23 protein-coding genes and 2 pseudogenes are annotated in these 21,432 nt (G+C 70.4%); 13 read left to right on the forward strand and 12 right to left on the reverse strand.

All coding sequences use genetic code 11. From position 1 onward, the window contains the following. Positions 1-18 precede the first annotated feature (18 nt). Positions 19-633, forward strand: coding sequence for a TetR/AcrR family transcriptional regulator (locus HUT18_RS06755; RefSeq protein WP_176098706.1), 615 nt, complete (start codon positions 19-21; stop codon positions 631-633). A 139-nt stretch (positions 634-772) separates the two neighbouring features. Here the strand turns inward: HUT18_RS06755 and HUT18_RS06760 are convergent, their stop codons facing one another. Continuing rightward, positions 773-1,816, reverse strand: a complete 1,044-nt coding sequence (locus HUT18_RS06760) for a small ribosomal subunit Rsm22 family protein (protein ID WP_176098708.1) — start codon at positions 1,814-1,816, stop codon at positions 773-775. A gap of 359 nt (positions 1,817-2,175) precedes the next feature. On the opposite strand from HUT18_RS06760, the gene HUT18_RS06765 reads away from it, so the two are divergent. From HUT18_RS06765 to HUT18_RS33580, 5 genes and pseudogenes are all read left to right on the forward strand, one after another. Then, positions 2,176-3,003 (forward strand): trypsin-like serine protease, encoded by an 828-nt coding sequence (locus HUT18_RS06765; RefSeq protein ID WP_176098710.1) that lies wholly within the window; start codon positions 2,176-2,178, stop codon positions 3,001-3,003. A gap of 225 nt (positions 3,004-3,228) precedes the next feature. After that, positions 3,229-3,585, forward strand: a complete 357-nt coding sequence (locus HUT18_RS06770) for a hypothetical protein (RefSeq protein ID WP_176098712.1) — start codon at positions 3,229-3,231, stop codon at positions 3,583-3,585. 247 nt (positions 3,586-3,832) lie between these two features. Further along, positions 3,833-4,270, forward strand: a complete 438-nt coding sequence (locus HUT18_RS06775) for a hypothetical protein (RefSeq protein ID WP_176098714.1) — start codon at positions 3,833-3,835, stop codon at positions 4,268-4,270. Continuing rightward, positions 4,254-4,874: pseudogene (locus HUT18_RS33575) on the forward strand (caspase domain-containing protein); the annotation flags it as partial. The gene HUT18_RS06775 and the pseudogene HUT18_RS33575, both read left to right, overlap by 17 nt. Before the next feature lie 180 nt (positions 4,875-5,054). Continuing rightward, a pseudogene (locus HUT18_RS33580) lies at positions 5,055-6,039 on the forward strand (PAS domain S-box protein); the annotation flags it as partial. Between the two features lie 23 nt (positions 6,040-6,062). Here the strand turns inward: HUT18_RS33580 and HUT18_RS06790 are convergent. Next, positions 6,063-7,013 carry a LysR family transcriptional regulator gene (locus tag HUT18_RS06790; protein WP_176104329.1) on the reverse strand — a complete coding sequence of 317 codons (951 nt, stop codon included), beginning with the start codon at positions 7,011-7,013 and terminating at the stop codon, positions 6,063-6,065. Positions 7,014-7,083: 70 nt separating this feature from the next. Here HUT18_RS06790 and HUT18_RS06795 point away from each other — a divergent pair, with 70 nt between their 5' ends. After that, positions 7,084-8,163, forward strand: coding sequence for a TDT family transporter (locus HUT18_RS06795; RefSeq protein ID WP_176104330.1), 1,080 nt, complete (start codon positions 7,084-7,086; stop codon positions 8,161-8,163). Positions 8,164-8,201: 38 nt separating this feature from the next. Here the strand turns inward: HUT18_RS06795 and HUT18_RS06800 are convergent, their stop codons facing one another. Next, entirely contained in the window at positions 8,202-9,269 is a 1,068-nt protein-coding gene (locus HUT18_RS06800; protein ID WP_176098716.1) for a serine hydrolase, read from the reverse strand. Positions 9,270-9,325: 56 nt separating this feature from the next. Continuing rightward, entirely contained in the window at positions 9,326-10,690 is a 1,365-nt protein-coding gene (locus HUT18_RS06805) for a multidrug effflux MFS transporter (protein WP_176098718.1), read from the reverse strand. Positions 10,691-10,827: 137 nt separating this feature from the next. On the opposite strand from HUT18_RS06805, the gene HUT18_RS06810 reads away from it, so the two are divergent. After that, positions 10,828-11,832, forward strand: coding sequence for a Gfo/Idh/MocA family protein (locus tag HUT18_RS06810; RefSeq protein WP_176098719.1), 1,005 nt, complete (start codon positions 10,828-10,830; stop codon positions 11,830-11,832). 156 nt (positions 11,833-11,988) lie between these two features. Here the strand turns inward: HUT18_RS06810 and HUT18_RS06815 are convergent, their stop codons facing one another. The 3 genes from HUT18_RS06815 to HUT18_RS06825 all read right to left on the reverse strand — a co-directional run bounded on the left by HUT18_RS06815 (position 11,989) and on the right by HUT18_RS06825 (position 14,269). Then, the gene (locus tag HUT18_RS06815; RefSeq protein WP_254878456.1) at positions 11,989-12,429 is read right to left on the reverse strand and encodes a phage tail protein; all 441 of its coding nucleotides are present in this window, start codon (positions 12,427-12,429) and stop codon (positions 11,989-11,991) included. Positions 12,430-12,629: 200 nt separating this feature from the next. Then, entirely contained in the window at positions 12,630-13,508 is an 879-nt protein-coding gene (locus HUT18_RS06820; protein WP_176098723.1) for a GNAT family N-acetyltransferase, read from the reverse strand. 317 nt (positions 13,509-13,825) lie between these two features. Further along, a complete protein-coding gene (locus tag HUT18_RS06825) occupies positions 13,826-14,269 on the reverse strand; it encodes an ATP-binding protein (RefSeq protein ID WP_176098725.1) in 444 nt (147 codons plus the stop codon). Between the two features lie 275 nt (positions 14,270-14,544). On the opposite strand from HUT18_RS06825, the gene HUT18_RS06830 reads away from it, so the two are divergent. The 5 genes from HUT18_RS06830 to HUT18_RS06850 all read left to right on the forward strand — a co-directional run bounded on the left by HUT18_RS06830 (position 14,545) and on the right by HUT18_RS06850 (position 16,641). Next, positions 14,545-15,393, forward strand: a complete 849-nt coding sequence (locus tag HUT18_RS06830) for a helix-turn-helix transcriptional regulator (RefSeq protein ID WP_176098727.1) — start codon at positions 14,545-14,547, stop codon at positions 15,391-15,393. Between the two features lie 11 nt (positions 15,394-15,404). Further along, complete coding sequence (locus HUT18_RS06835; RefSeq protein ID WP_176098729.1) at positions 15,405-15,599, forward strand: hypothetical protein; 195 nt, start codon at positions 15,405-15,407, stop codon at positions 15,597-15,599. A gap of 11 nt (positions 15,600-15,610) precedes the next feature. Beyond that, the gene (locus HUT18_RS06840) at positions 15,611-15,805 is read left to right on the forward strand and encodes a hypothetical protein (RefSeq protein ID WP_176098731.1); all 195 of its coding nucleotides are present in this window, start codon (positions 15,611-15,613) and stop codon (positions 15,803-15,805) included. 11 nt (positions 15,806-15,816) lie between these two features. After that, positions 15,817-16,008: a hypothetical protein gene (locus tag HUT18_RS06845; RefSeq protein WP_176098732.1), complete on the forward strand. Its 192-nt coding sequence runs from the start codon at positions 15,817-15,819 to the stop codon at positions 16,006-16,008. A 111-nt stretch (positions 16,009-16,119) separates the two neighbouring features. Next, complete coding sequence (locus HUT18_RS06850) at positions 16,120-16,641, forward strand: cupin domain-containing protein (protein ID WP_176098734.1); 522 nt, start codon at positions 16,120-16,122, stop codon at positions 16,639-16,641. Positions 16,642-16,759: 118 nt separating this feature from the next. On the opposite strand, the gene HUT18_RS06855 is transcribed toward HUT18_RS06850, so the two are convergent. From HUT18_RS06855 to HUT18_RS06875, 5 genes are read right to left on the reverse strand one after another with little or no spacing between them, the layout of a single operon-like run. Further along, complete coding sequence (locus tag HUT18_RS06855) at positions 16,760-17,446, reverse strand: histidine phosphatase family protein (RefSeq protein ID WP_176098736.1); 687 nt, start codon at positions 17,444-17,446, stop codon at positions 16,760-16,762. Beyond that, positions 17,443-18,540, reverse strand: coding sequence for a phosphotransferase family protein (locus tag HUT18_RS06860; RefSeq protein ID WP_176098738.1), 1,098 nt, complete (start codon positions 18,538-18,540; stop codon positions 17,443-17,445). Before HUT18_RS06860 ends, HUT18_RS06855 begins: the two co-directional genes overlap by 4 nt. Then, positions 18,537-19,286, reverse strand: coding sequence for an SDR family oxidoreductase (locus HUT18_RS06865; protein WP_176098739.1), 750 nt, complete (start codon positions 19,284-19,286; stop codon positions 18,537-18,539). The genes HUT18_RS06860 and HUT18_RS06865 overlap by 4 nt, the downstream gene beginning before the upstream one ends. Further along, positions 19,283-20,149, reverse strand: coding sequence for an SDR family NAD(P)-dependent oxidoreductase (locus HUT18_RS06870; protein WP_176098741.1), 867 nt, complete (start codon positions 20,147-20,149; stop codon positions 19,283-19,285). The genes HUT18_RS06865 and HUT18_RS06870 overlap by 4 nt, the downstream gene beginning before the upstream one ends. After that, the gene (locus HUT18_RS06875) at positions 20,146-21,405 is read right to left on the reverse strand and encodes an acyl-CoA dehydrogenase family protein (RefSeq protein ID WP_176098743.1); all 1,260 of its coding nucleotides are present in this window, start codon (positions 21,403-21,405) and stop codon (positions 20,146-20,148) included. Before HUT18_RS06875 ends, HUT18_RS06870 begins: the two co-directional genes overlap by 4 nt. Positions 21,406-21,432: the final 27 nt, after the last annotated feature.

Below are 21,432 nucleotides of genomic sequence, written 5' to 3' on the forward strand. Positions count from 1 at the left end.
GGTGTACCGTCAACTAACATGACCGACAACAGCGGGACCACCGGCCGGGGCGGCAAGCGGCGCGCTGCGCGCCCGCTGACACCCGCCGGCCTGAAGATCCTCGAAACGGCCTCCCGGCTCTTCTACGAACAGGGCATTCGCGCCGTCGGCGTGGAGGCGATAGCCGAGGAGGCGGGTGTCACCAAGAAGACGCTGTACGACCGTTTCGGGTCGAAGGAGGACCTGATCGTCGCCTACCTGAGGGCACGCGACGACCTGTGGCGCGACACGCTCGAGCGGTATGTCGAGGAGCACGACGGTGCGCCCGACGAGAAGCTGCTGGCCACCTTCCGCGCGCTGGGGGCCTGGATGCGCGAGCGCAACCCGCGCGGCTGCGCGTTCGTCAACGCCTACGTCGAACTGCCCGCCGACCACCCCGGCCAGGAAGTCGCCCGCGAGCAGAAGGCCTGGTTCCTCGCCTACGTGAAGGACCTGGCCGCGGAGGCCGGAGTCGCGGACCCCGAGGCGCTGAGCAACCAGCTTCTGATCCTGCACGAGGGAGCCTGCGTCGCCGACGCCATGCGGTCGGTGGACGAGGCCACGGAACGCGCCGAGCAGATGGCCGCCGTTCTCGTCCGGCAGTCCATGCACTGACCGGACGGAGCAGGCCGTCCCGCCCGTGAGCGACGGGCCCGGGATGACAGGCCAGAGACGACGGGCCCGGCACGGCGGACCCGGGACGGACGCGGGACGGACACGGGACGGACACGGGCCGACCGAGGCGTACGCCCCGCTACTCCCCCGCCGCCCCTGAGCCCTGCCCTGACTCGCCCCTCTCGCCCTCCGGCGGCCAAGCGTCGCCCCAATCCGCGTCCCGGGCCGCCTTGTACAGGTCGCCGTGGCGCTTGGTCACCGTCGTGCGGCGCAGGCCGGGGTCGCGTTCGCAGAGGTCGAGCAGGACCTGGCCCTTGCGGATCTGGGGCTTGCGCACGATCCGGGACGGGGCGGGGTCGACGGGGAAGCGGGTGGCCGCGACGTAGCTGAACTTCTCGTCCTCGTAGGCCAGGGAGCCGCCCTTGACCTGCCGGTGCAGGGAGGTGCGGCTGAGGCGGACGGAGAAGTGGCACCAGTCGGTGCCGGGCACGATCGGGCAGTCGGCGGCGTGCGGGCAGGGGGCGGCGATGTGGAAGCCCGCCTCGATGAGGCGGGTACGGGCCTCGATCACCCGGGCGTAACCGTCCGGGGTGCCGGGCTCGATGACGACGACCGCCTGCCCCACGCGCGCGGCGGCACGCACCGCCAACTCCCGGTCCGCGTCGGTGAGTTCGCCCAGTACGTAGGAGAGCGTCACGAGGTCCGCCGACGGGACGTCCAGCCCCGTACCGATACGCGCCCGCCGCCACTCGGTCCCGTCCAGCGGTGCGAAGCTCCCGGTGAGTTCGCGGCCGAGGGCGAGCGCGGGCTCGGCCCAGTCCAGGACCGTGACCGGCCGCCGCCCCTCCCACACCGCGTTGGCCGCCCAGACGGCCGCGCCGGTACCGCCGCCGATGTCGCTGTGCGCACCCGGCCGCCAGTCCGGCGCCGCGTCGGCCAGGGCCTCCAGGGCGGAGCGGACGGCCTCGAAGGTGGCGGGCATCCGGTACGCGGCGTAGGCGGCGACGTCAGCACGGTCCCGCAGTACGGGCGCCTCGGTCGGGGTGCGGCCCCGGTAGTTCGCGATGAGCCGGTCCACGGCCTGGGCGGCGCGCTTGGGCGGCAGGCCGTCGAGAAGGGTGGCGAGGGCGGTGCGCAGGGCGTCGGCGGGGGCGGCGTCCGGGGCGGGGATCGGGGCGTTCACCTGGGAGATTTTAGGGGGCGGGGAAGGGTGGCGAGCGGCGGCAGCGGTGCGGGGCCGGGTCTCCCGGCGGGACTGTCGCCGGTTGCGCTTCTCCTCGGTGGCCGCCACGTCGGCACAGGAATCGTCGGAGCCGTGTGCGGTGATCCGTATCTGAGCGGGCTCGGTCGGAAGACTTCGGGTCCACACCGCCCTCGTCCCGGACGCGGTCAAGCGCCAACGGCAGGTAAATTGGCTGTAGTTCAGCGGGTGAGTAGCGAAACCTCCCGTTCCGTCCGGCCTTCGGGTGGGGAGCGGCTACGGTGCCGCCAATGGGGCGCGTACTCGCGGCCCGCTCAGTGACGAACCACGGGGGAAGACACATGACGCGTACGTCCGGACGGCAACCGGCCCTGCACTCCTTGGCGGCGACCGCGGCGATCGTGTGCGCACTCGGCGCGACTGCCGTGCCAACCGCCCACGCGAGCAGCGTCTCTGACGATCCGTCAGCAGAGATCATCGGCGGCGGTAACACCACGGTGGAGAAGCACCCCGCCGTGGTGGCGTTCATCGACGGCAACGGACAGCAGTTTTGCGGCGGCACCCTGGTGGCGCCGACCAAGGTGGTCACCGCGGCGCACTGCAACTTCCACTTCGGCGGGCCGACCCAGAACCCGTGGACCGTGGTGGGCGGGCGTACCGACCTGAGGACGGACAAGGGCACGGTGCGGCACATCAAGGAGACCTGGCTCCACCCCGAGTACGACCACCGCTCCTACACCTACGAGCACGACGTGGCGGTGGTGACACTCGACGAGCCGATGCCGTACAAGCCGATGCCGATCGTGGGAGCGAAGGAGCGGCGCCTCTACCAACCCGGCGCGAAGGCGCGCTTCCTCGGCTGGGGAACCATGAACGAGGCGGGCGACGCCTCTCCGGTCCTGCGCCGGGCCGACGTGCCGATGATCTCCGACGAGCAGTGCGGCGCGGCCCACGGCGACCGATTCAAGCCGAAGGCCATGGTGTGCGTGCACGACCCGGTGAACAGCTCGGGCGCCTGCCGGGGTGACAGCGGTGGGCCGATGATCGCCAAGGGGCGGCTGGTCGGCATCGTCTCCTGGGGCGGCGACTGCTTCAACGGCAAGGACCCGAAGGTCTCCACCCGGCTGACCACGTACTCCGCGCTGGTGAAGAAGCAGATCGAGCAGTAGTTCCCGGCAGCCGTGAGGGTGGGGCTGCGGCTACAGGTGGCGGGGGCGGCTGCTCGCGCGACGGCAGGAAGACCGTGCCCGTGACCAGGCGGGCAACCGCCGACGGCAATCCGCTCCCGCCGAGGCGGGGCCAAAACCGATGGCCACCACACTCGACCGCCCGCTACCGTCGCCCCCTGTCACCCCACCCCACCCCACCGCCCCCTCACCCGGAAAGCGCCAACCGTGACCAGCAAGCAAGCACCCACGACAACCCTCTGGCGCCCCACCGGCCCCAAGGAGCTGGAGCTGCTGCGTGAGCTGGACTTCCGCGCCTGGCCGCCCCGGCTTCCCGAGCAGCCGATCTTCTACCCGGTCCTCAACGAGGACTACGCCGTGAGGATCGCGCGGGACTGGAACGTCAAGCACGACGGCGCGGGCTTCGTCACCCGGTTCGAGGTCGAGAGCGACTTCCTGCGCAGGTATCCGGTCCAGCAGGCGGGCGGGCGGACCATCCTTGAGCTGTGGGTACCAGCCGAGGAGCTCGACGAGTTCAACGCGCACATCGTCGGCGGGATCCAGGTGGTTCACGAGTTTCGCTGAGCTGCGGAGACGGAGACGGAGGCGGAGACTGCCGCGACCGGCTACTTCGCCCCCCGCCTCCCCTCCCGCGACCGGCTTCTTCGCGCCGGTCTTCCCTCCCACGACCAAACTCCTGCGGACATGGCCTGGCGCGGGGCCGGCAGGGGCACCGGGCTCTCAACTACACGCGCTGCACGGTTAGTTGAGAGCGGTAGCCTCATCTGGCGGCGTCCGGTACGCCGACGGTGCGAGGGTGAGGGAGCCGCGCGTGCGCTTGGAACTGCGTTTCCCTGACGGGGAGTTGGCGGAGGAGGAACTGCGGTCACTGCACATGTGGTTGCTGGCGGATCCGGCCGCGCGGCGGCACGCCGGACCGGAGCTGGGAACGTCGCGGGCGCCCGTACCCGGAGCACAGGGTGATCTGCTGGATGTCGTGTCGTTGGTGGTGGGCAGCGGCTTCAACGCCGCGACCCTCGCCCTGTCCCTGGTCGCCTGGCGCGGCACGCGACCGCAGCAGCCGACGATGACCGTGGAGCGGCCGGACGGCATGCGGATCACCGTCGCGTACTCCTCCGCGGAGGAGGCACGCCGTCTCATCGAGTCGCTGACGGACGGCCCCGAGGGCGGGGTTGACCGGCCTGCCGATCCCGAGGGCGGGGTCGACCGGCCCGCCGACCCCGAGGGCGGCGATGGCCACTCTGCCTGACCCGTCGGCGTCACGCGCGGTCCTGGTCGGCGTCGGCTCCTTCGGGACGCTCGACGATCTGCCCGCCGTCGAGCCCAGTACCAGGATGCTGGCGCAGCTCCTGACCGAGCAGCACATCCTGGGACTGCCGACCGAACACTGCCGTGCGGTGCTGAATCCGCAGACGCCCCGTCAGCTCTCCAAGCCGATAGCCGAGGCGGCGCAGGAGGCGACGGACGCGCTCGTCGTCTACTACGCGGGGCACGGGCTCATCGAACCGCGAACCGGCCTGCTCCACTTGGCGGTTGCGGACAGCGACCGGATGTCGGTGCACGACACGGCGGCACCGTACGAGTGGATCCGGCGGACCATCGAGCAGAGCCCCGCCGCCCGGAAGATCGTCATAGTCGACTGCTGCTACAGCGCGCGGGCCTTCGGTGTTCAGTCGGCCGAGGCGGACTTGGAGGTCGAGGGCACGTACCTGCTGGTCGCCTCCGCCGAGAACGCCGTCGCGATCGCCCCGCGGGGAGAGCAGTACACCGCCTTCACCGGCGAGCTGATCCGGCTGATCGGCAACGGCCTGCAGAAGGGCGGGGCGTTCCTCGACCTGGACACGGTCTACCGCCAACTGCGCCTGGAACTCGGCCTGAAGGGCCTGCCCGAACCGCACCGGCTGTGCCGGAACGACCTGGGCAAGGCACCCTTCGTACACAACACGGCGTACCAGCCCCTGCCGACCGCGACAGGTTCGAGCTGGAGCAGGTGGACCGCCGACCAGAACTCCGGTTCCGCAGCGGGGGATCCGGTGGAGACGAAGTCCGAGCCGTACGTGCGGCTCGCCACCCTGCGCAGCCTCCTGGACCAGCTGATCCAGCAGGTCTCCCCCGCCCAGAGCCTCGCCGACACGCTGACCACGATCACGGAGGGCGTGGTCGCGGGTCTGGGGTACGAGCTCGCCGCCCTCAATCTGGTACGTCCGGACGGGGACCTCGTCGTCGCCGCGATCACGGGAAACCCCGCTGCCGCAGCCCTGTTGGAGGGCAAGGTCGGCTCCCGCTCGTCCTGGGAGCGTCGTCTGTCGATGGGCGAGGCATGGGGAGACCTCCGGTTCATCCCGTACACCGAGGGCTGGGGCCTCGACGAGGACGACGTACCGGAATGGCACTCCGAGGGGCCCGAGCCGCGGATGGAGGACGAGTGGCATCGCGAGGACCGCCTCTACGCACCCCTGTACTCCGCAGGCAGCAAGAGCCTCCGCGACCTCGTGGGTGTCATCTCCGTCGACATGCCACGCAACGGCCGTCGTCCGGGCGCCTGGGGACAGGAGGCGCTTCAGGTGTACGCGGCCCATGCCGCCGTGGCGCTCAGCAACGCGCAGCTGAGGTCGGACATGCAACGTGCCATGGCCCGGCTGGAACGCGAGCATCAGGCGCGCCTTGCCAGCGAAGAGGCGTTCCGTCAATCCTTCGCGTACGCATCCTCGGGCATGGTGATCGCCGAGTTCGACGGCCAGGAACCGGGACGGATCATGCGCACCAACGACGCCCTGTGCCGGATGCTGGGCAGCCGTTCGTCGAGCCTGATCGGCATGTCGTTCACCGGGCTGACCCACCCCGATGATGTCAGGACGCTGCTCGACACCCCTGCCAGGGGCGGGCGGGCACGGGTGCGACTGTTGCGGCGGGACGGCTCAACTCTGTGGGTCTCGATCCGCAACAGCGTCGTCGCGGACACCAACGGACCGCGCTTCCTCCTCGCTCACGTCCAGGACATCGAAGAAGCGCCGTCGGCCACGCCTCCGTAGCTGTCACAGTCATCTTCCGCCCTCAGCCGAGGGAAGATCCGCCTGCCCCCCACCCCGCGTCAGCGCCAGCAACTCCCGCCCCGGCCCGCCGGGACGCTGCCCCCGGGGCCACACCGCCCGCAGGTCGCGTGCCAGGTGCAGGTCCGCGACCGGTACCGCCACCAGCCGGTGGGACGCCAACTCGTCGCCCACCGCCAGCTCGCTGAGGACCGCCGGACCCGCGCCGCTCAGCGCCGCCGACTTGACCGCTGTCGTCGAGGCCAGTTCGAGGAGCGGAACGGCAAGGCCGCCGTGCGGCGCCAGGGCGGCGTCGAGGACCTCGCGCGTGCCCGAGCCCTCCTCCCGCAGGATGAGCTGCGTCGCTGCCAACTCGGCGGCCGCGACGGGCTTTCGGCGCCGGGCCCAGGGGTGCGACGGGGCCGTGACGACCGTCAGCCAGTCGTGCCCGATCACCGCGCTGTCCAGACCTTGCAGCACCGCCACGCCCTCGACGAAACCCAGGTCCGCCTTTCCGCCGAGTACCCGTGAGGCCACCATCGCCGAGTTGCCGGCCTGCAGGGTCACCGCCGTCTCCGGACGGGCCGCGTGCAGGGCGATCAGCCACCCGGGGAGCAGGTACTCGGCGATCGTCAGGCTCGCCGCGACCCGCAGCCGTGAGTCCCGCCGCGTGCGCAGCGCCTGTGCGCCCGCGTCGAACGCCTCCGCCGCCTCGACGATCCGCCGCGCCCACTCCGCGACCAGCGCCCCCTGCTCCGTGAGCCGTGATCCGGTCGGCGAGCGGTGCACGAGGGCCACCCCGAGCTGCCGCTCCATCGCCCGGATCCGGCCGCTGGCCGCGGGCTGGGTGATCCCGAGGTCCCGGGCCGCCCGGCCGAGACTGCCCAGCCTGCCCACGGCGAGCAGCAGTTCCAGCGAACCGAGATCGGGTACGCGGTGCGCCAGCGGTCCGGGGGAGGTCATAAGCCCAGCTTATGTCCCCATAGGCGTACGGTCTCTACCCGCAGGTCAGCGGCCCGCCGAGGCTGTACGTATGGCCACGCCCACCGCCCTGCCCCTTGCCGCCGAGAAGACCCGCGCCGTCCAGTGGACGATCCGCGAACTCACCCCCAACTGGTACGCCGCCGTCATGGGCACCGCCATCGTCGCCACGGCGGGCGCGGCACTGCCCCTGCGAATACCGGGCCTGAGCGTCGTGTGGGCGCTGTCCGCGATGATGCTCGCCGTCCTGCTGTGTGCCCGTGCCGTCCACTGGGTGCGCCACGGCGACCGGGCCCGGGCCCACCTCGGCGATCCGGCCGTCGCCCCCTTCTACGGCTGTCTGTCGATGGCCGTCGTCGCGGTGGGCCACGCGGGCCTCGCCGTCGGACAGGGCGTGATCGGCGAACGGGCCGCCGTCGCCGTGGACGCGCTCCTGTGGAGCTCCGGCACGCTGGTCGGACTCGTGGCCGCGGTGGTCGTGCCGTATCTGATGATCACCCGGCACCGGATCACGGCCGCCGGGGCGACGCCCGTCTGGCTGCTGCCCCTCGTCGCCCCGATGGTCTCGGCCGCCACCGGCCCCGCACTGATGCCGTATCTGCCCGAGGGCCAGTGGCGGGACACGCTGGGTGCGGCCTGCCTGGCGATGTTCGGGCTGAGCCTGCTCGCCGTACTGACCGTGGTGCCGCTGGTGGTGCACCGGCTGCTCCACCACGGCGCGCTGCCGCTCGCCCTCACGCCGTCGCTGTTCCTGGTGCTCGGCCCCCTCGGTCAGTCGACGACGGCCGCCGGCTCCCTCGCGGACGCCTCGCCCTTGGTCCCGGGGAGCTTCGCGGCGCTGTACGGCGTGCCCGTGATGGGTTTCGCCCTGCTGTGGTTCGCGCTCGCGCTGGCGCTCGTCGTCCGTGCGCGCCGGCGGGGCATGGGTTTCGCGATGACGTGGTGGGCGTTCACCTTCCCCGTCGGCACCTGTGCGACCGGCGCGGCCTCCCTCGCCGCGCACACCGGGCTGTACGTGTTCGACGGACTGGCCGTCCTCGCCTACGCCTGGCTGGTCGCCGCGTGGCTCCTCGCCCTCTGGCACACCTCACGCGGCCTGTACGAGGGTTCGCTCCTGCGCCGGGCGACGTGAGTCCGCGTCGCTCCGCCCGCCCGGCCGGACCAGTGGCCTTACACCACAGCCCGCGCCAACCACGTAGCCGCCCGGGCCCGCGGCTTGCTGTCCGCCGCCCTGCGCCGCGGATGCACCGTGTTGGCGAGCAGCACCAGGAAGGTGTCCGTCGCCGGGTCGAGTACCAGGGACGTGCCGGTGAAGCCCGTGTGCCCGGCGGCTCCCCGGCCCGCCAACTCGCCCATGAACCAAGGCTGGTCGACGTTGAAGCCGAGGCCGGGGGCGGTCAGCATCAGTTCGGCGTAGTCGGGGCCGAGGATGCGGGCCGTGCCGTAGGCGCCGCCCGCGAGGAGGGTGCGGCAGATGACCGCGAGGTCGCGGGCGGTGGAGAAGAGGCCCGCGTGGCCCGCGACGCCGCCGAGGGCCCAGGCGTTCTCGTCGTGCACCTCGCCGCGGATCATGCCGCGGTCCACCTTGGCCCAGGGCCTGCGCTGGTCCTCGGTGGCCGCCGCCCCGGGGCACGGGCCGAAGCCGGTGGCCGTCATACCGAGGGGGCGGGTGATGCCCTCGTACACCAGCTTGTCCAGGCCGCGGCCGGTCCGGCGCTCCAGGAGTTGCTGGAGCAGCAGCATGTTGAGGTCGGAGTAGACGTGGGTGGTGCCCGGTGCGTGTACCGGTGCCTCGTGGCGCAGGGCGGACAGGCGGGCGGCGGCGCCCGGCAGGTCGTAGAGCGGGAGTTCGGGACGCAGGCCCGAGGTGTGGGTGAGCAACTGCCGTACGGTCAGGCCGTGTTCGGCGGCGGCCGTGAAGTCGGGCAGGTACGCGGAGACGGGGGCGTCCAGTTCGAGGGTGCCGCGTTCGAGCTGCTGGACGACGGCGACGGCGGTGAAGAGCTTCGTCAGGGAGGCGAGGTCGAAGGGGGTGTTCGCGTGCATGGGGACGCGGTCCTCGGCGGACAGTTCGACGGGCCCGCCGGCCGCCTCGTCGTAGCGTGCGTAGCGCACGGCCCAGCCCGAGGCCTCCTCGACGGCGATCGCGGGGCCGCGCCCGGCGAGCAGCACGGCGCCCGCGCACCAGGGCCGCGTCCCGGTGTGCAGGGCGCGGACCTCGCGCAGCAGGGTGGCCATTGTCTCCGGGTCGAGCCCGGCGCGGGCCGGACCGGTCAGCCTCAGGCGGGCGGGGCTCAGCTGGCCACCTCCTTGGCTGGGTGCTGCCAGGGGCGGCACAAGCCGAGGAAGCAGCCGAGAGAGGCGAGTACGCAGCCGAACTGGACCAGCGTCATCGGCAGGGCGGTGTCCTCCCCCGCGACCGAGGCGAGCGGCGAGATGACCGCGCCGAGGAGGAAGACGGAGGTGCCGAGCAGGGCGGAGGCGGTACCGGCGGCGTGCGGGGTGCGCATGAGGGCGAGCGCGTTGGTGTTCGGCAGGGCCAGGCCCATGACCGAGAACATGACGAACAGCAGCGCGGACACGCTCACCAGGTTCGCGGTGCCGAGGATCTCCGCGACGTTCAGCAGCAGGAGGACGATGGCGCACAGGGAGATGCCGAGCCCCCAGGTGAGCACCTTGTCCAGGTTCACCCGGCCGACCAGAAGTTTCCCGTTCAACTGACTCATGGCGATCATTCCGGCCGAGTTGAGCCCGAACAACAGGCTGAAGGTCTCCGGGGAGGCACCGTAGATCTCCTGGAGGACGAAGGGGGAGGCACTGATGTACGTGAAGGCGGCACCGAAGGCGAAGCCGCCGCAGAACATGTACCCGGTGAACACCCGGTCCGCAAGCAGTTCCCGCATCAGCCGCAGCGCCTTGCCCAGCCCGCCGGAGTGCCGCCGCTCGGGCGGCAGCGTCTCGGGCAGGACCCGCCAGGCCAGTACGGTGATCCCCAGCCCGACCGCGGTGAGCAGCGCGAACACGCCCCGCCAGTCGGTGAATTGCAGCACGCCGCTGCCGATCAGAGGCGCCGCGATCGGCGCGGTACCGGCGATCAGCATCAGGGTGGAGAAGAACCGGGCCATCTCCACACCGTCGTAGAGATCCCGTACGACCGCGCGCGCGATCACCACCCCCGCGGCCCCTGCGAGTCCCTGCACCAGACGGAAGACGGTCAGCGTGGCGGCGCTCGGCGCGAGCGCGCAGGCCGCGGTGGCGATCACGAACACGACCAGCCCCGTCAGCAGCGGCGGGCGGCGTCCCCACCGGTCGCTGAGCGGGCCGATGACGAGCTGGCCGAGGGCGAGTCCGACCAGGCAGGAGGTGAGCGTGAGCTGGACGTTCGCGGCCGAGGTGCTCAGCGAGTCCGTGACCTGCGGGAGGGCGGGCAGATACAGGTCCATCGACAGCGGCGGTACGGCGCTGAGCCCGCCGAGTACGAGGGTGACGAGGAGGCTTGTCGTACGGGCGCGGGCGGCCGGAGTCGCGGCAGGGGCGCGTTCCGTGATCCTGTCCCGCGCTGCGGAGGGGTGCCGGGGCGACGGAAGCGGAGCGTCCCCCGGCCCGGGTATGTGGCCGTCGGCCGGGTCCTGCGTGGTGTCGGGTCCCCGTTCCGGCATGTGCCCCTCCCCCTCGTCGCGGCTCCGGCCTATCCTCTCAGTTCGGTCGGGGTGGTCGAGACCAGTCAAGAGGTGCTCACAGCGGGTGTGCACCGTACGAGCCGCGGCAGCGTCGCGGCGCCTGGGGAGGGCCAGAAATGGAACGCGTGCGCTGGGGAATCCTCGCGACGGGCAATATCGCCGCACACTTCACCGCAGGACTCCTGGACATGCCGGACGCGGAGGTCGTCGCCGTCGGCTCGCGCAGCGAGGAGTCCGCGCGGACCTTCGCCGAACGCTTCGGCATCCCACGCGCCTACGGCAACTGGGCCAGCCTCGCCACCGACCCCGAGGTCGACGTGGTCTACGTCGCGGGCCCGCACTCCGCGCACCGCGCCGCCGCCGGGATCTGCCTGGAGGCGGGCCGTGCGGTGCTGTGCGAGAAGGCGTTCACGCTCAACGCCCGGGAGGCCGCGGAACTGGTGGGGATGGCCGCCGCCCGCCGGACCTTCCTCATGGAGGGCATGTGGATGTACTGCAATCCGCTGATCCTGCGGATGAAGCAGCTGATCGAGGACGGCGCGATCGGTGAACTGCGCACCGTCCAGGCCGACTTCGGCCTCGCGGGCCCCTTCCCCGCCTCGCACCGGCTGCGCGACCCCGCCCAGGGCGGCGGCGCCCTGCTCGACCTCGGCGTCTACCCGGTCTCACTCGCCCACCTGCTGCTCGGCGAGCCCTCGGAGGTCAAGGCCACGGCGATGCTCTCGCCCGAGGGCGTCGATCTCCAGACCGCGATGATGCTGTCCTGGCCCGGCGGCGAACAGGCCCTGCTGCACTGCGCGATGAACGCGGGCACCTCGGTCACGGCCTCGATCACCGGCTCGGCGGGCCGTATCGAACTTCCGCACGGCTTCTTCTACCCGGAGCGCTTCGTCGTGCACCGCCCGGGCCGCGACCCCGAGGAGTTCACCTCCAAGGACTCGACCGTGCCCCGCGACAGCATGCGCCACGAGGCCGCCGAGGTGATGCGGTGCCTGCGCGCCGGTGAACTCCAGTCCCCGCTGGTGCCGTTGGACGGGACGCTCGCGGTGATGCGGACTCTGGACGCGGTACGGGAACGGATCGGGGTGCGGTATCCGGGGGAGGTGGCGGACGAGGGCTGAGCCGAGGGCCCCTTACCGGTATCGCCGGACCGGTACCGGATGGAGGGGCGGCAGCGCTTCGGCTCGGCGTCCGGCAACGAGCCGAAGCTGAATGATCCCTTCCGTGCAACTGCCGCGCCATGGCTTCGGACGTGATCCGCCGGACAGACCCGATGGCTACTCGACGGTGATGTCTTCGTAGGTGATCGTCACCTGCTCCGTCGCGTACCCGGAGTCGGCGGCTCCCAGCCGCGGCCCTTCCCAACGGGACGCCCAGGCGTTGCTGAGGTGAACGCGGCGGACCGTCTGCTTGTTCGCATCCTTCAACGCGATGGTGATGTTCTGGCGGGCGGCGTCGAGGTCGGCGTTGACCAGGGTCGCCTTGATCCAGTCGGTGAACGCGGTGCTCTTGTCCATGCCGCGGGTGATCGTGACCTCGCTCGTCCCGCGCGCGTTCGGCTGCTTGCGAACGATCAGCTCTCCGGTCGCCGAGACCTGCCGGGTATCCCCCGCGTCCTGCTCCAGTTGGAGTCCCGAGACGTCCTGGACGGTCTCCACCTGGAACTTGCCAAGCTCGATGGCGAAAGTACTGCGGCTGAAGCTGCCACCAGTCAACACGATGCGTTTCCTCCATTGCTCCGCTGAATGGCCGGGGGTCATCTCCTCCGGCCCGCTACCCGGGTGTCTAACGCCACAGCCATGAGGGGGGTCACATGACCCGCCGGACAGGCCTGGTCGGCCGACGCGTCGACCCAAGGATCGCGATTCGCCAGACGGTCGGCCGGTGTTGCCCCGGTGGATGCACAGCAGTTGGTCCGTCAACGGGCCCCCGGTCCCACGCCCGAGAAGTCGTACACGGCGAAGTCGGTGACCGGGCGGTACCCGATCCGCTGGTAGAGGCCGTTGCTGGTGGGGTTGGCCAAGTCGGTGAACAACACCACCTCACTCGCACCCGCGGCCACGGCGGCCCGGCTCACCTCGGCGGTCGCGGCGCCCGCGTATCCGCGACCGCGCAGGTGGGCCGGGGTGTAAACGGGAGCCACCCGGACCTGACCCGCGACCATCGGAGTCACGCCCACCATGGAGACGGGGGTGCCCTCCGGGGTCTCCCAGAACATGACACGGCCGTGGGCGATGCGGCCCTCGGCCCACGAGCTGGAGTCCGTGGCGGCGTCTCCTTCGACGTCGCCGACGAACTCCCGGTGCCAGGCGACAAGTTGCTCCCGGTCCCGCTCCTCCACCACGCGGCTTCGGCCCGCCGGGAGCGGGTCGGGTGGCGTGAGTGCGCCGAGACGGTACAGCCGCTTTCGCTCCCCAAGCGTCACGGCCGCGCCGGTGCGCCGCCGCCATGCCTCGGCGAACGCGGTCGCGGTGTCGTGGTCCGCGTTGACACCGGGGAGGGGTCTGCCGAGGTCGGCCAGGCGGGCGGCGAGGGAATCGGCCTCCTCGGGCGTAAGGGGGGTGAGGCTCGGGCGGCGCGGCGGGGTACGGAAGAAGCTCGCGCGGACTTCACCAGCCCGCTCAAGCCACCCGAAGACCGGCGCTTCGACGCCGGACGCACCCGCCCCGGCGGTACGCAGCCCCTCGGTCACCGTCAACTGGATCGTGTGCAGCGCGGGGCGCGAGCGCAGAAAAGTCCCGGCCCTCGCGAGGAAGCCGTCGACGTCTTGGGTGAGGTGCCAGCCGTCCGAACGCATGCTTCGTGATCCCTCGCGCCCTCGGCGCTTGTCCTCGGATTCCCGTCGGATCGAGATCCGGGGCCGCCACGGTCAACGGTCCGAGTGCGGGCCCGGGTTCCCCCACAGAACCCGGACGCCCGCACCCGAAGGCAGCATCCCAGCACGAGAGGCTGCACGGTGGCACGACACGTGAGCAACATGTGAGGGAACGTCGGGAGGATCTCCGTACGGCGATCCCGCGGGTGCAGCGATCCTGCGCATACGGCGCTCCTGCGCGTACGGCGCTCCTACGCGTACGGAGATCCTGCGTGTACCTAGATGCAGGAGGTACGGGATCATCCGCCCCGCTGGAAAGGGAGCCCGGCGATGACCGACGTTCCCCGGAACGGGCGGGGGCGGACGGTCCAGGCTGCGGCGAGGTGGTCGACCAGGAGGAGACCGCGTCCGGACTCCGACTCCGCACCCGGGTAAGCGAGTTCGGGTTTGCCGTGACCCTTCCCGGCCCCGGCCGCAGCACCGGTGCCGGGGTCGGAGACGCCGATCCAGTAGTGACCATCGGCGGGCCACAGGACGAGTTCGACGCGGTCGCCGTCCTCCTGGCAGGCACCGTGACGGATGGCGTTGGTGACCAGTTCACTGGTGAGCAGACCGAGGTCGGCACTCAACTCCTCACCCAGGCCGTGCGGGAGGGCTCCGGCGATGGCGTTCCTGGCCCGCCGCACGGAGGTTGGGTGAGCGGGGAAGCGCCAGAGGCACGGCAGGTGCGGGACTTCGGACATGGTGAACTCCTTCGCGGGAGTGGGAAGTTGAATGCGAGGGGATGCGAGCGAGTTCGCCGGTGGCCTGCCGTCCTGGTCGCGAACAGGCCACCCCAGGACAGGCGGGCATGCTCGCGCGGTGCGCTTCCGGCGTTGCGGTGAGTAGCTTGCGCGTAACCCAACGCTAGCGCCGGCTGGGGTAATTGTCTCGCCCGTCGCTACAATTGCCCCAAGAGAGGGTGGACCAAGGGTTGGCCGGAGGGGCAGAATGCGCCGACACCACTTGAGGGGATGGCATGTCGACACGACGCACGCCAACTGAGCGGCAGAGGCGCCTGGGAGCTGAGTTGCGCAAGCTCCGCATAGCCGCAGACACCTCCACCGAATTCGCCGCGGGACTGCTGGGTATGGACCGCACACGCATCGCCAACATGGAATCGGGCATCCGGCCGATCAGTGCTGAGCGCGTACGGACTCTGGCCAGCAACTACATCTGTGGCGACGACGCTTACGCAGAAGCTCTCGTGGAGATGGCGGAGCCCTGCGTCGGCTGGTGGGAGCGGTACAGGGGCAGCTTGCCCCAAGGCATGCTCGACATCGCAGAGATGGACGCCCACGCGGTGCGGATGCGTGGCGTGAATACTGTGCACATCCCAGGACTTCTACAGACGTCCGAGCACGCCACGGCAGTGTTCCGTTTCGCTGTACCCAAACTCCCCGAGCACGAAGTCGCGCTCCGCCTCGCACACCGTTCCGAACGCCAGCAGGTGATCACCGGCGCCAAGGCCATCCCGTACGTCGCCCTCATCCACGAGGCCGCTCTCCGCATGCAGTTCGGTGGCCGTGACGTGGCGAAGGCACAGCTGGAATTTCTGCTGGAGACGTCCGAGCGGGACAACGTGAAGGTATTGGCGCTTCCCTTCGAACAGGGAGGCTTTCCTGGGGCGGGACAGAACGCTGTCTACGCCGAGGGGGCCGTGCCGCAGCTCGACACCGTGCAGGTCGACAGTCTGCACGGGCCTGCCTTCCTGCACGCCGAGAGTCAGCTTGCGAAATACCGAGGACAGTTCGACTGGTTGGAGGAGTTGGCCCTGTCGCAAGAAGATTCTCGCAGCTTCATCCATGGGATCGCACGCCAACTCTGAGGAGACGCTCTATGCCCGACATCACCTGGGAAGACCCCTACTGCGCCGAAGGCAACTCCTGCTTCCGCATCGGCACAGACGCCGAAGGCAACGCCTACATAGCCCTCAACGGCCAAGAGGACCACTACCTCACCGACACCCTCGAAGCCCTCCGCACCCTCATCACCGACATCAAGGCAGGCAAAGCCGACCACCTGCTCGCATGAGGAGGAGCCCGATGCCCAACATCACCTGGGAAGACCCCTATTGCGCCGAAGGCAACAACTGCTTCCGCATCGGCACGGACGCTGAGGGCAACGGATACATAGCCCTCAACGGCCAGGAAGACCACTACCTCACGGATACTCGCGAGGCCCTCCGCACCTTCATCACCGACATCAAGGCAGGCAAAGCCGACCACCTACTCGCATGAGGAGAGGCTCGATGCCCAACATCACCTGGGAAGACCCGTACTGCGGCGAAGGCAACAACTGCTTCCGCATCGGCACCGACCCAAACGGCAACGCCTACATAGCCGTTGACGGCCAAGAAGACCACTACCTCACCGACACACTCGAAGCCCTCCGCACCCTCATCACCGACATCAAGGCAGGCAAAGCCGACCACCTGCTCTGACCAGACCCGCCGGGCGAGACGGTGTGCGGTGGCCGGGGGCGGAGTTGGCTCGAAGTGTCAACGCGAGAAATGCCTGGTCAGTGGGTCATCGCGCGCCGTAAGGTCTCGATCATGGCTGAAAGAACATCCAAGACATCCACGACCGACGTACCCGACCCGGCGTTGCTGACCCGGTGCGCGGAGGCGGAGACCTGCGCGGATCCGAGCAGTGTGATGACCCTGCTGGGCGAGTCGGCGGGTGCCGGTGGCGGCTTCACCAGCTACCGCTCGTCCTTCGCCGAGGGGGCGGTGGGAGCACCGGCCCACTTCCACACCTCGGCGACGGAGCTGTTCTTTGTGATCAGCGGGTCCCTGCGGGTCCTGGTGGGCGAGGAGATCACCGTCCTGAACGCGGGGGACTTCCTGGCGGTTCCGCCGCACACCCCGCACGCCTTCGCGGCGGCCCCCGGCTCCGAGGCGGACGTCCTGTTCGTGTTCACGCCCGGCATGGGCCGGTTCGACTACCTGCGCCTGCTGAGCCGGGTGATGCGCGGCGAGGCCGACCCGAAGGAGATCGCCGAGTCCTCGGAACGCTTCGACAACCACTATGTCGACAGCCCTGTCTGGCGCGCCGCCCTGGAGGCCTCCGCCTGATCCGGATACGCACGCGTTCCGATCCGGATACGCACGCGTTCCGCTCGCCGTGACCGAGGACGGTACCGCCAAGGGCCAACTCCCCTTGCCGGTACCGTCGGCACGACAGCCACGCCGCTCAGCGATACGTGACCAAACCTCGGTCGTGCTCCAGATGCTCGTGCGCGTTGACCGTCACGCACGTCATCCCGCGCCGCCCCGAAATCACCTTGGTGACACCGGAGTTGACGGTCACCGGGTTGAGACGCGGCCACAGTGAGTCGTCGCCCACCAGCAGCCGCGACACCACCGAGGACAGTGGCCCTCCGGACGTCACCACGACCACAGTGCCGGAGTGGGCGGCGGCCGCCCGCCCCAGCGCACCCGCCACTCGCTCGCCGAACGCCGCGAACGACTCCGTGTAGTCCCCGTCGTGCTCACCGGCCAGCCACCGGTCGGTGGCCGCCTCGAACATCTCCTGGAACGCGCGCATGGGGTCGGGCGCCGCCGCGAAGTCGCCGATCGCCGCGAGCCGGTCCCGGTAGGCGGGGCGGTACGCCGTCACCACCGAGTCGTGGTCGAACTCGTCCCAGCCGGGGTCGACTTGGACCGGTACGTCGTCCCAGCCCGCCGCCTTCACCAGGCCGTCGGCGGTCTCCTCGTGCCGCCGCAGACCGCCACGTACCACCGCTGTGGGCGTGATGCCACGGCGGGCGAACGCGGCACCGAGCAGGCGGGCCTGTTCGTGGCCGGTCTCCGACAGTACGTCGTAGTCGTCGGCGGTGAACGAGGCCTGGCCGTGGCGGACCAGGAGCAGTACGGTCATCCGTCGGCCCTCGCGATGATCTTCCGGCAGCGGTCCTCAAGGATTCCGGTGACCAGCCAGAAGTCCTTGAACGCCGGGTTGGTGGTCTGCTTGTGGTGGTAGCGGTAGTAGATCTGCTGGCAGATCACCGCGAGCCGGAACAGGCCGAACACCTCGTAGAACGCCCACTGTTGCTCGGTGACGTCGAGTCCCGCGCGCTCGCTGTAGTAGCGCACGACCTCGGTGCGGGTGAGCATGCCGGGCACGTGGGTGGGCTGTCGGCGCAGTTCCCGGAACATGGCGTCGTCGTCGGCCTGGACCCAGTAGGCGAGCGCGCCGCCGAGGTCCATCAACGGGTCGCCGAGGGTGGCCATTTCCCAGTCGAGCAGACCGGCGGGGCGGGTCGGGTCGCTCTCGCCGAGTACGACGTTGTCGAAGCGGAAGTCGTTGTGGATCAGGCAGATCCGGCGGTCGGCGGGCTGGTGGGCGGCCAGCCAGGCCGTCACGTCCTCGAAGTCGCCGACGTTCTCGGTCTTCGCCTTGCGGTAGCGGTCCGACCAGCCCGAGACCTGCCTGCCTACGTAGCCCTCCCCCTTGCCGAGGTCCGACAGCCCCGCCTCGGCCGGGTCGACGGAGTGCAGGTCCACGAGGAGGTCGATGACGTTGGTGCACATGCTGCGCACCTGCTCGGGACTCAAGTGGTCCAGTTCCGGCGGCAGTTCGCGGCGCGGGATGGGTCCGGTCAGGCGGCGCATCACGTAGAACTCGGAGCCGATGACCGACTCGTCGTCGCAGAAGGCGACCATCCCGGGGACGTACGGGAAGACCGGGGCCAGGTGTGACTGGATGCGGTACTCGCGGCCCATGTCGTGGGCACCACGGGCCTTCTTGCCGCTCGGCGGGCGGCGCAGGATGAGGTCCTGCTCCGAGTAGCGCAGCAGATAGGTCAAGTTGGAGGCGCCGCCGCTGAACTGCCGTACCTCCGGGGTCCCTTCGAGCCCCGCGGAGTCCTTCGCGTGGGCGCGCAGCCAGGCGGCCACGGCCTCCACGTCGAAGGCGTCCTCGTCCCGCACCTCGCGGGCTCCGGCGACCTTCGTCCGGGCGTCGTCCGTCACACCAGCCTCCTCACGACCGACAACGGCAGGACCTTCATGGCGGCGGCGATCGGCACCCACGGCCAACTGGGCACGTACGCCTTGACCTTGCGCTTCTCGATCGCCTGGACCATGGCCCTGACGCCGGTCTCGGTATCCACCATGTACTTGGTCTTCTGCTTGACGTGCTCGTTCATCTCGGAGCGGATGTAGCCGGGATAGATCACGGAGACATCCAGGCCGGGTACCCGCTCCGAGCGCAGGCCCTCGGCCATCGCCGCCACTCCGGCCTTGGTGGCCGCGTACGTCGTCATCGCCTTGCGCATGCCGCGCAGTGCGGAGATGGAGGAGATCATCACGAGGTGGCCGCGCCGCTGGCGGCGGAAGATCTCCATGGCGGCCTCGGACTGGGCGAGCGCGCCGACGAAATTGGTCATCGCGGTCTGCCGGTTGGCGTCGTGGCGGCCCGTTCCGTAGGCCGCGCCCTTGCCGAGTCCGGCGTTGACGATCACCCGCTCGATGCTGCCGAACTCCTCGGCGAACTCGGCGAATACGCGGAAGACGGCCTCGTCGTCGGTGACGTCGAGCGCCTTCAGGACGACGCGGCGCTCGGGATGTGCCGCGCCGATCTCGTCGCGCAGCTTCTCCAGGCGTTCGGCCCGCCGGGCGCAGAGCGCCAAGTCCCAGCCAAGCGCGGCGAATTGGCGGGCCATCTCCTCGCCGAGTCCGGAGCTGGCCCCGGTGATCAGTACGGTCCTGCCGCTCATGGTGCTTCCTTCGTGTGGTTCTTCTCGGTACCCGCGCCCGGGGCCGGGCGCCCGGCCCCGGATGTCGCTCGGGCCGCCTGCTCGGCACCGCGCCGCAGCTTCGTACCGAAGTCGAGCATCTGGCGGTCGTAGAGCGGACGCAGCAGTCGCTTGGCCCAGTAGGCGCGGCGGCCGGGCTTGTCCGTGAGGATCAGCGGCTGCCGCTTGTCGACGCCGCGTACGACGATCGCGGCGATCTCCTCGGCGCCGATCTTCGACTTGTTGATCAGCTTCTTCGCCGTCCCGTCCATCAGCGGGTCGGTGCCGCGCAGCGAGGAGGCGAGGTTCGTACGGAAGTAGGACGGGCAGATCACGGAGACGTCGATGCCGAAGGGGTGGAGCTCGAAGCGGAGGGTCTCGCTGACCGCGACCACCGCCGCCTTCACGGCGTTGTACGAGCTCATCGCGGGCGGGTGGACGAGCCCGGCCATGGAGGCGGTGTTCACCAGGTGACCGCTGCCCTGCTCCTTGAACATCGGGGTGAAGGTGCGGCAGCCGCGGACCACGCCGAACAGGTTGATCTCGGTGATCCAGCGCCACTCCTCCAGATCGAGGTACTCGATCCGGCCGCCCGCCGCCACACCGGCGTTGTTCACCAGGATGTCGAGCCCGCCGAACTCGGCGGCGACATGGTCGCGGGCGGCGTCCCAGTCCTCCTGCGAGGTGACGTCGAGCTTCAAGTACGAGGCGCCTGCGGGCAGTTGGGCCGGTGCCTCGGCGCCGATGTCGGTGACCAGGACGCGGTCGCCGCGGGCCGAGAAGGCGGCGGCGAGGGCGGCGCCGAGGCCGGAGGCGCCGCCGGTGATCAGGATGCGGCGGCTCATCGCTTGGCTCCGTACTTGCCGAGTTCGAGCCGGGCGACCATGCCGCGGTGCACCTCGTCGGGGCCGTCGGCCAGGCGCAGGGCGCGGGCGCTCATGAAGAAGCCCGCGAGCGGGAAGTCGTCCGAGAGCCCGCCGCCGCCGTGCAGCTGGATGGCGAAGTCGACGACCTGCTGGGCCATGTTGGGCGCGGCCACCTTGATCTGGCTGACCTCGCTCAGCGCGTTCAGGGGGCCGCCGTTGTCGAGCTTCCAGGCGGCGTTCAGGACAAGCAGCCGGGTCGAGTCGATGGCGATACGGGCGTCGGCGACGCGCTCGCGGTTGCCGCCGAGGTTGATGATCGGCTTGCCGAAGGCGACCCGGTCCAGGCCGCGGCGGCAGGCGAGTTCGAGGGCCTTCTCGGCCAGGCCGATGAGCCGCATGCAGTGGTGCACCCGGCCCGGGCCGAGCCGCCCCTGGGCGATGGAGAAGGCCTCACCGGGTCCGGAGATGATGTTCTCGACCGGCACCCGTACATCGGTGAAGCTGACCTCGCCGTGGCCGTGCGGCTCGTCGAAGAAGCCCAGCGTCGGCAGCAGCCGCTCGACCTTGACGCCGGGGGTGTCCCGGGGCACGAGCACCATGGTGTGCCGGTGGTGCCGGTCGGCGTCCGGGTCGCTGAGCCCCATCACGACGAAGATCTCGCAGTCGGGGTGGCCGACCCCGGTGGACCACCACTTGCGGCCGTTGATCACGACCTCGTCGCCCTCGACGACCGCGCGCAGCTCCATGTTGGTCGCGTCCGAGGAGGCCACGTCCGGCTCGGTCATACAGAACGCGCTGCGGATACGGGCGTCGAGCAGCGGTTCCAGCCACCGATCGCGCTGCTCCTGGGTGCCGTACTTCAGGAGCACTTCCATGTTGCCGGTGTCGGGGGCGTTGCAGTTGAAGACGTGCGGCGCGAGGAAGGAGCGGCCGGTCAGCTCGGCGATCGGCGCGTAGTCGGTGTTGGTGAGGCCGGTGCCGCCGTGGGTGCCGTACTTCTCGGCGTACGGGCCCTCGTGCCCCGCGGGCAGGAAGAGGTTCCACAGTCCCTGCGCGCGGGCCTTGCCGCGCAGCTCCTCGATGACGGGCAGGGGCTCCCAGGGGTCGCCCGCGCCCGCCCTGCGCGCGGCCACTTCCCGGTGGTAGCTCTCCTCGACCGGCTCGATCTCGGTCTCGATGAAGGCGCGCACGCGCTCGATCAGGTCGGCGGCGCGGGGTGAGGGTGCGAAGTCCATGCGATTGACGATAGAGCTCTACTAAGC

It is taken from the genome of Streptomyces sp. NA04227 (assembly GCF_013364195.1).
Taxonomy (GTDB): domain Bacteria; phylum Actinomycetota; class Actinomycetes; order Streptomycetales; family Streptomycetaceae; genus Streptomyces.

Bases quoted from the DNA above. Each gene is read 5' to 3' on its own strand.
- HUT18_RS06870 (WP_176098741.1), bottom strand. From the start codon at position 20,149: ATGAGCCGCCGCATCCTGATCACCGGCGGCGCCTCCGGCCTCGGCGCC.
- HUT18_RS06845 (WP_176098732.1), top strand. From the start codon at position 15,817: ATGCCCAACATCACCTGGGAAGACCCGTACTGCGGCGAAGGCAACAAC.
- HUT18_RS06805 (WP_176098718.1), bottom strand. From the start codon at position 10,690: ATGCCGGAACGGGGACCCGACACCACGCAGGACCCGGCCGACGGCCAC.
- HUT18_RS06875 (WP_176098743.1), bottom strand. From the start codon at position 21,405: ATGGACTTCGCACCCTCACCCCGCGCCGCCGACCTGATCGAGCGCGTG.
- HUT18_RS06855 (WP_176098736.1), bottom strand. From the start codon at position 17,446: ATGACCGTACTGCTCCTGGTCCGCCACGGCCAGGCCTCGTTCACCGCC.
- HUT18_RS06840 (WP_176098731.1), top strand. From the start codon at position 15,611: ATGCCCAACATCACCTGGGAAGACCCCTATTGCGCCGAAGGCAACAAC.
- HUT18_RS06795 (WP_176104330.1), top strand. From the start codon at position 7,084: ATGGCCACGCCCACCGCCCTGCCCCTTGCCGCCGAGAAGACCCGCGCC.
- HUT18_RS06820 (WP_176098723.1), bottom strand. From the start codon at position 13,508: ATGCGTTCGGACGGCTGGCACCTCACCCAAGACGTCGACGGCTTCCTC.
- HUT18_RS06755 (WP_176098706.1), top strand. From the start codon at position 19: ATGACCGACAACAGCGGGACCACCGGCCGGGGCGGCAAGCGGCGCGCT.
- HUT18_RS06765 (WP_176098710.1), top strand. From the start codon at position 2,176: ATGACGCGTACGTCCGGACGGCAACCGGCCCTGCACTCCTTGGCGGCG.
- HUT18_RS06850 (WP_176098734.1), top strand. From the start codon at position 16,120: ATGGCTGAAAGAACATCCAAGACATCCACGACCGACGTACCCGACCCG.
- HUT18_RS06835 (WP_176098729.1), top strand. From the start codon at position 15,405: ATGCCCGACATCACCTGGGAAGACCCCTACTGCGCCGAAGGCAACTCC.
- HUT18_RS06865 (WP_176098739.1), bottom strand. From the start codon at position 19,286: ATGAGCGGCAGGACCGTACTGATCACCGGGGCCAGCTCCGGACTCGGC.
- HUT18_RS06810 (WP_176098719.1), top strand. From the start codon at position 10,828: ATGGAACGCGTGCGCTGGGGAATCCTCGCGACGGGCAATATCGCCGCA.
- HUT18_RS06790 (WP_176104329.1), bottom strand. From the start codon at position 7,013: ATGACCTCCCCCGGACCGCTGGCGCACCGCGTACCCGATCTCGGTTCG.
- HUT18_RS06825 (WP_176098725.1), bottom strand. From the start codon at position 14,269: ATGTCCGAAGTCCCGCACCTGCCGTGCCTCTGGCGCTTCCCCGCTCAC.
- HUT18_RS06830 (WP_176098727.1), top strand. From the start codon at position 14,545: ATGTCGACACGACGCACGCCAACTGAGCGGCAGAGGCGCCTGGGAGCT.
- HUT18_RS06800 (WP_176098716.1), bottom strand. From the start codon at position 9,269: ATGGCCACCCTGCTGCGCGAGGTCCGCGCCCTGCACACCGGGACGCGG.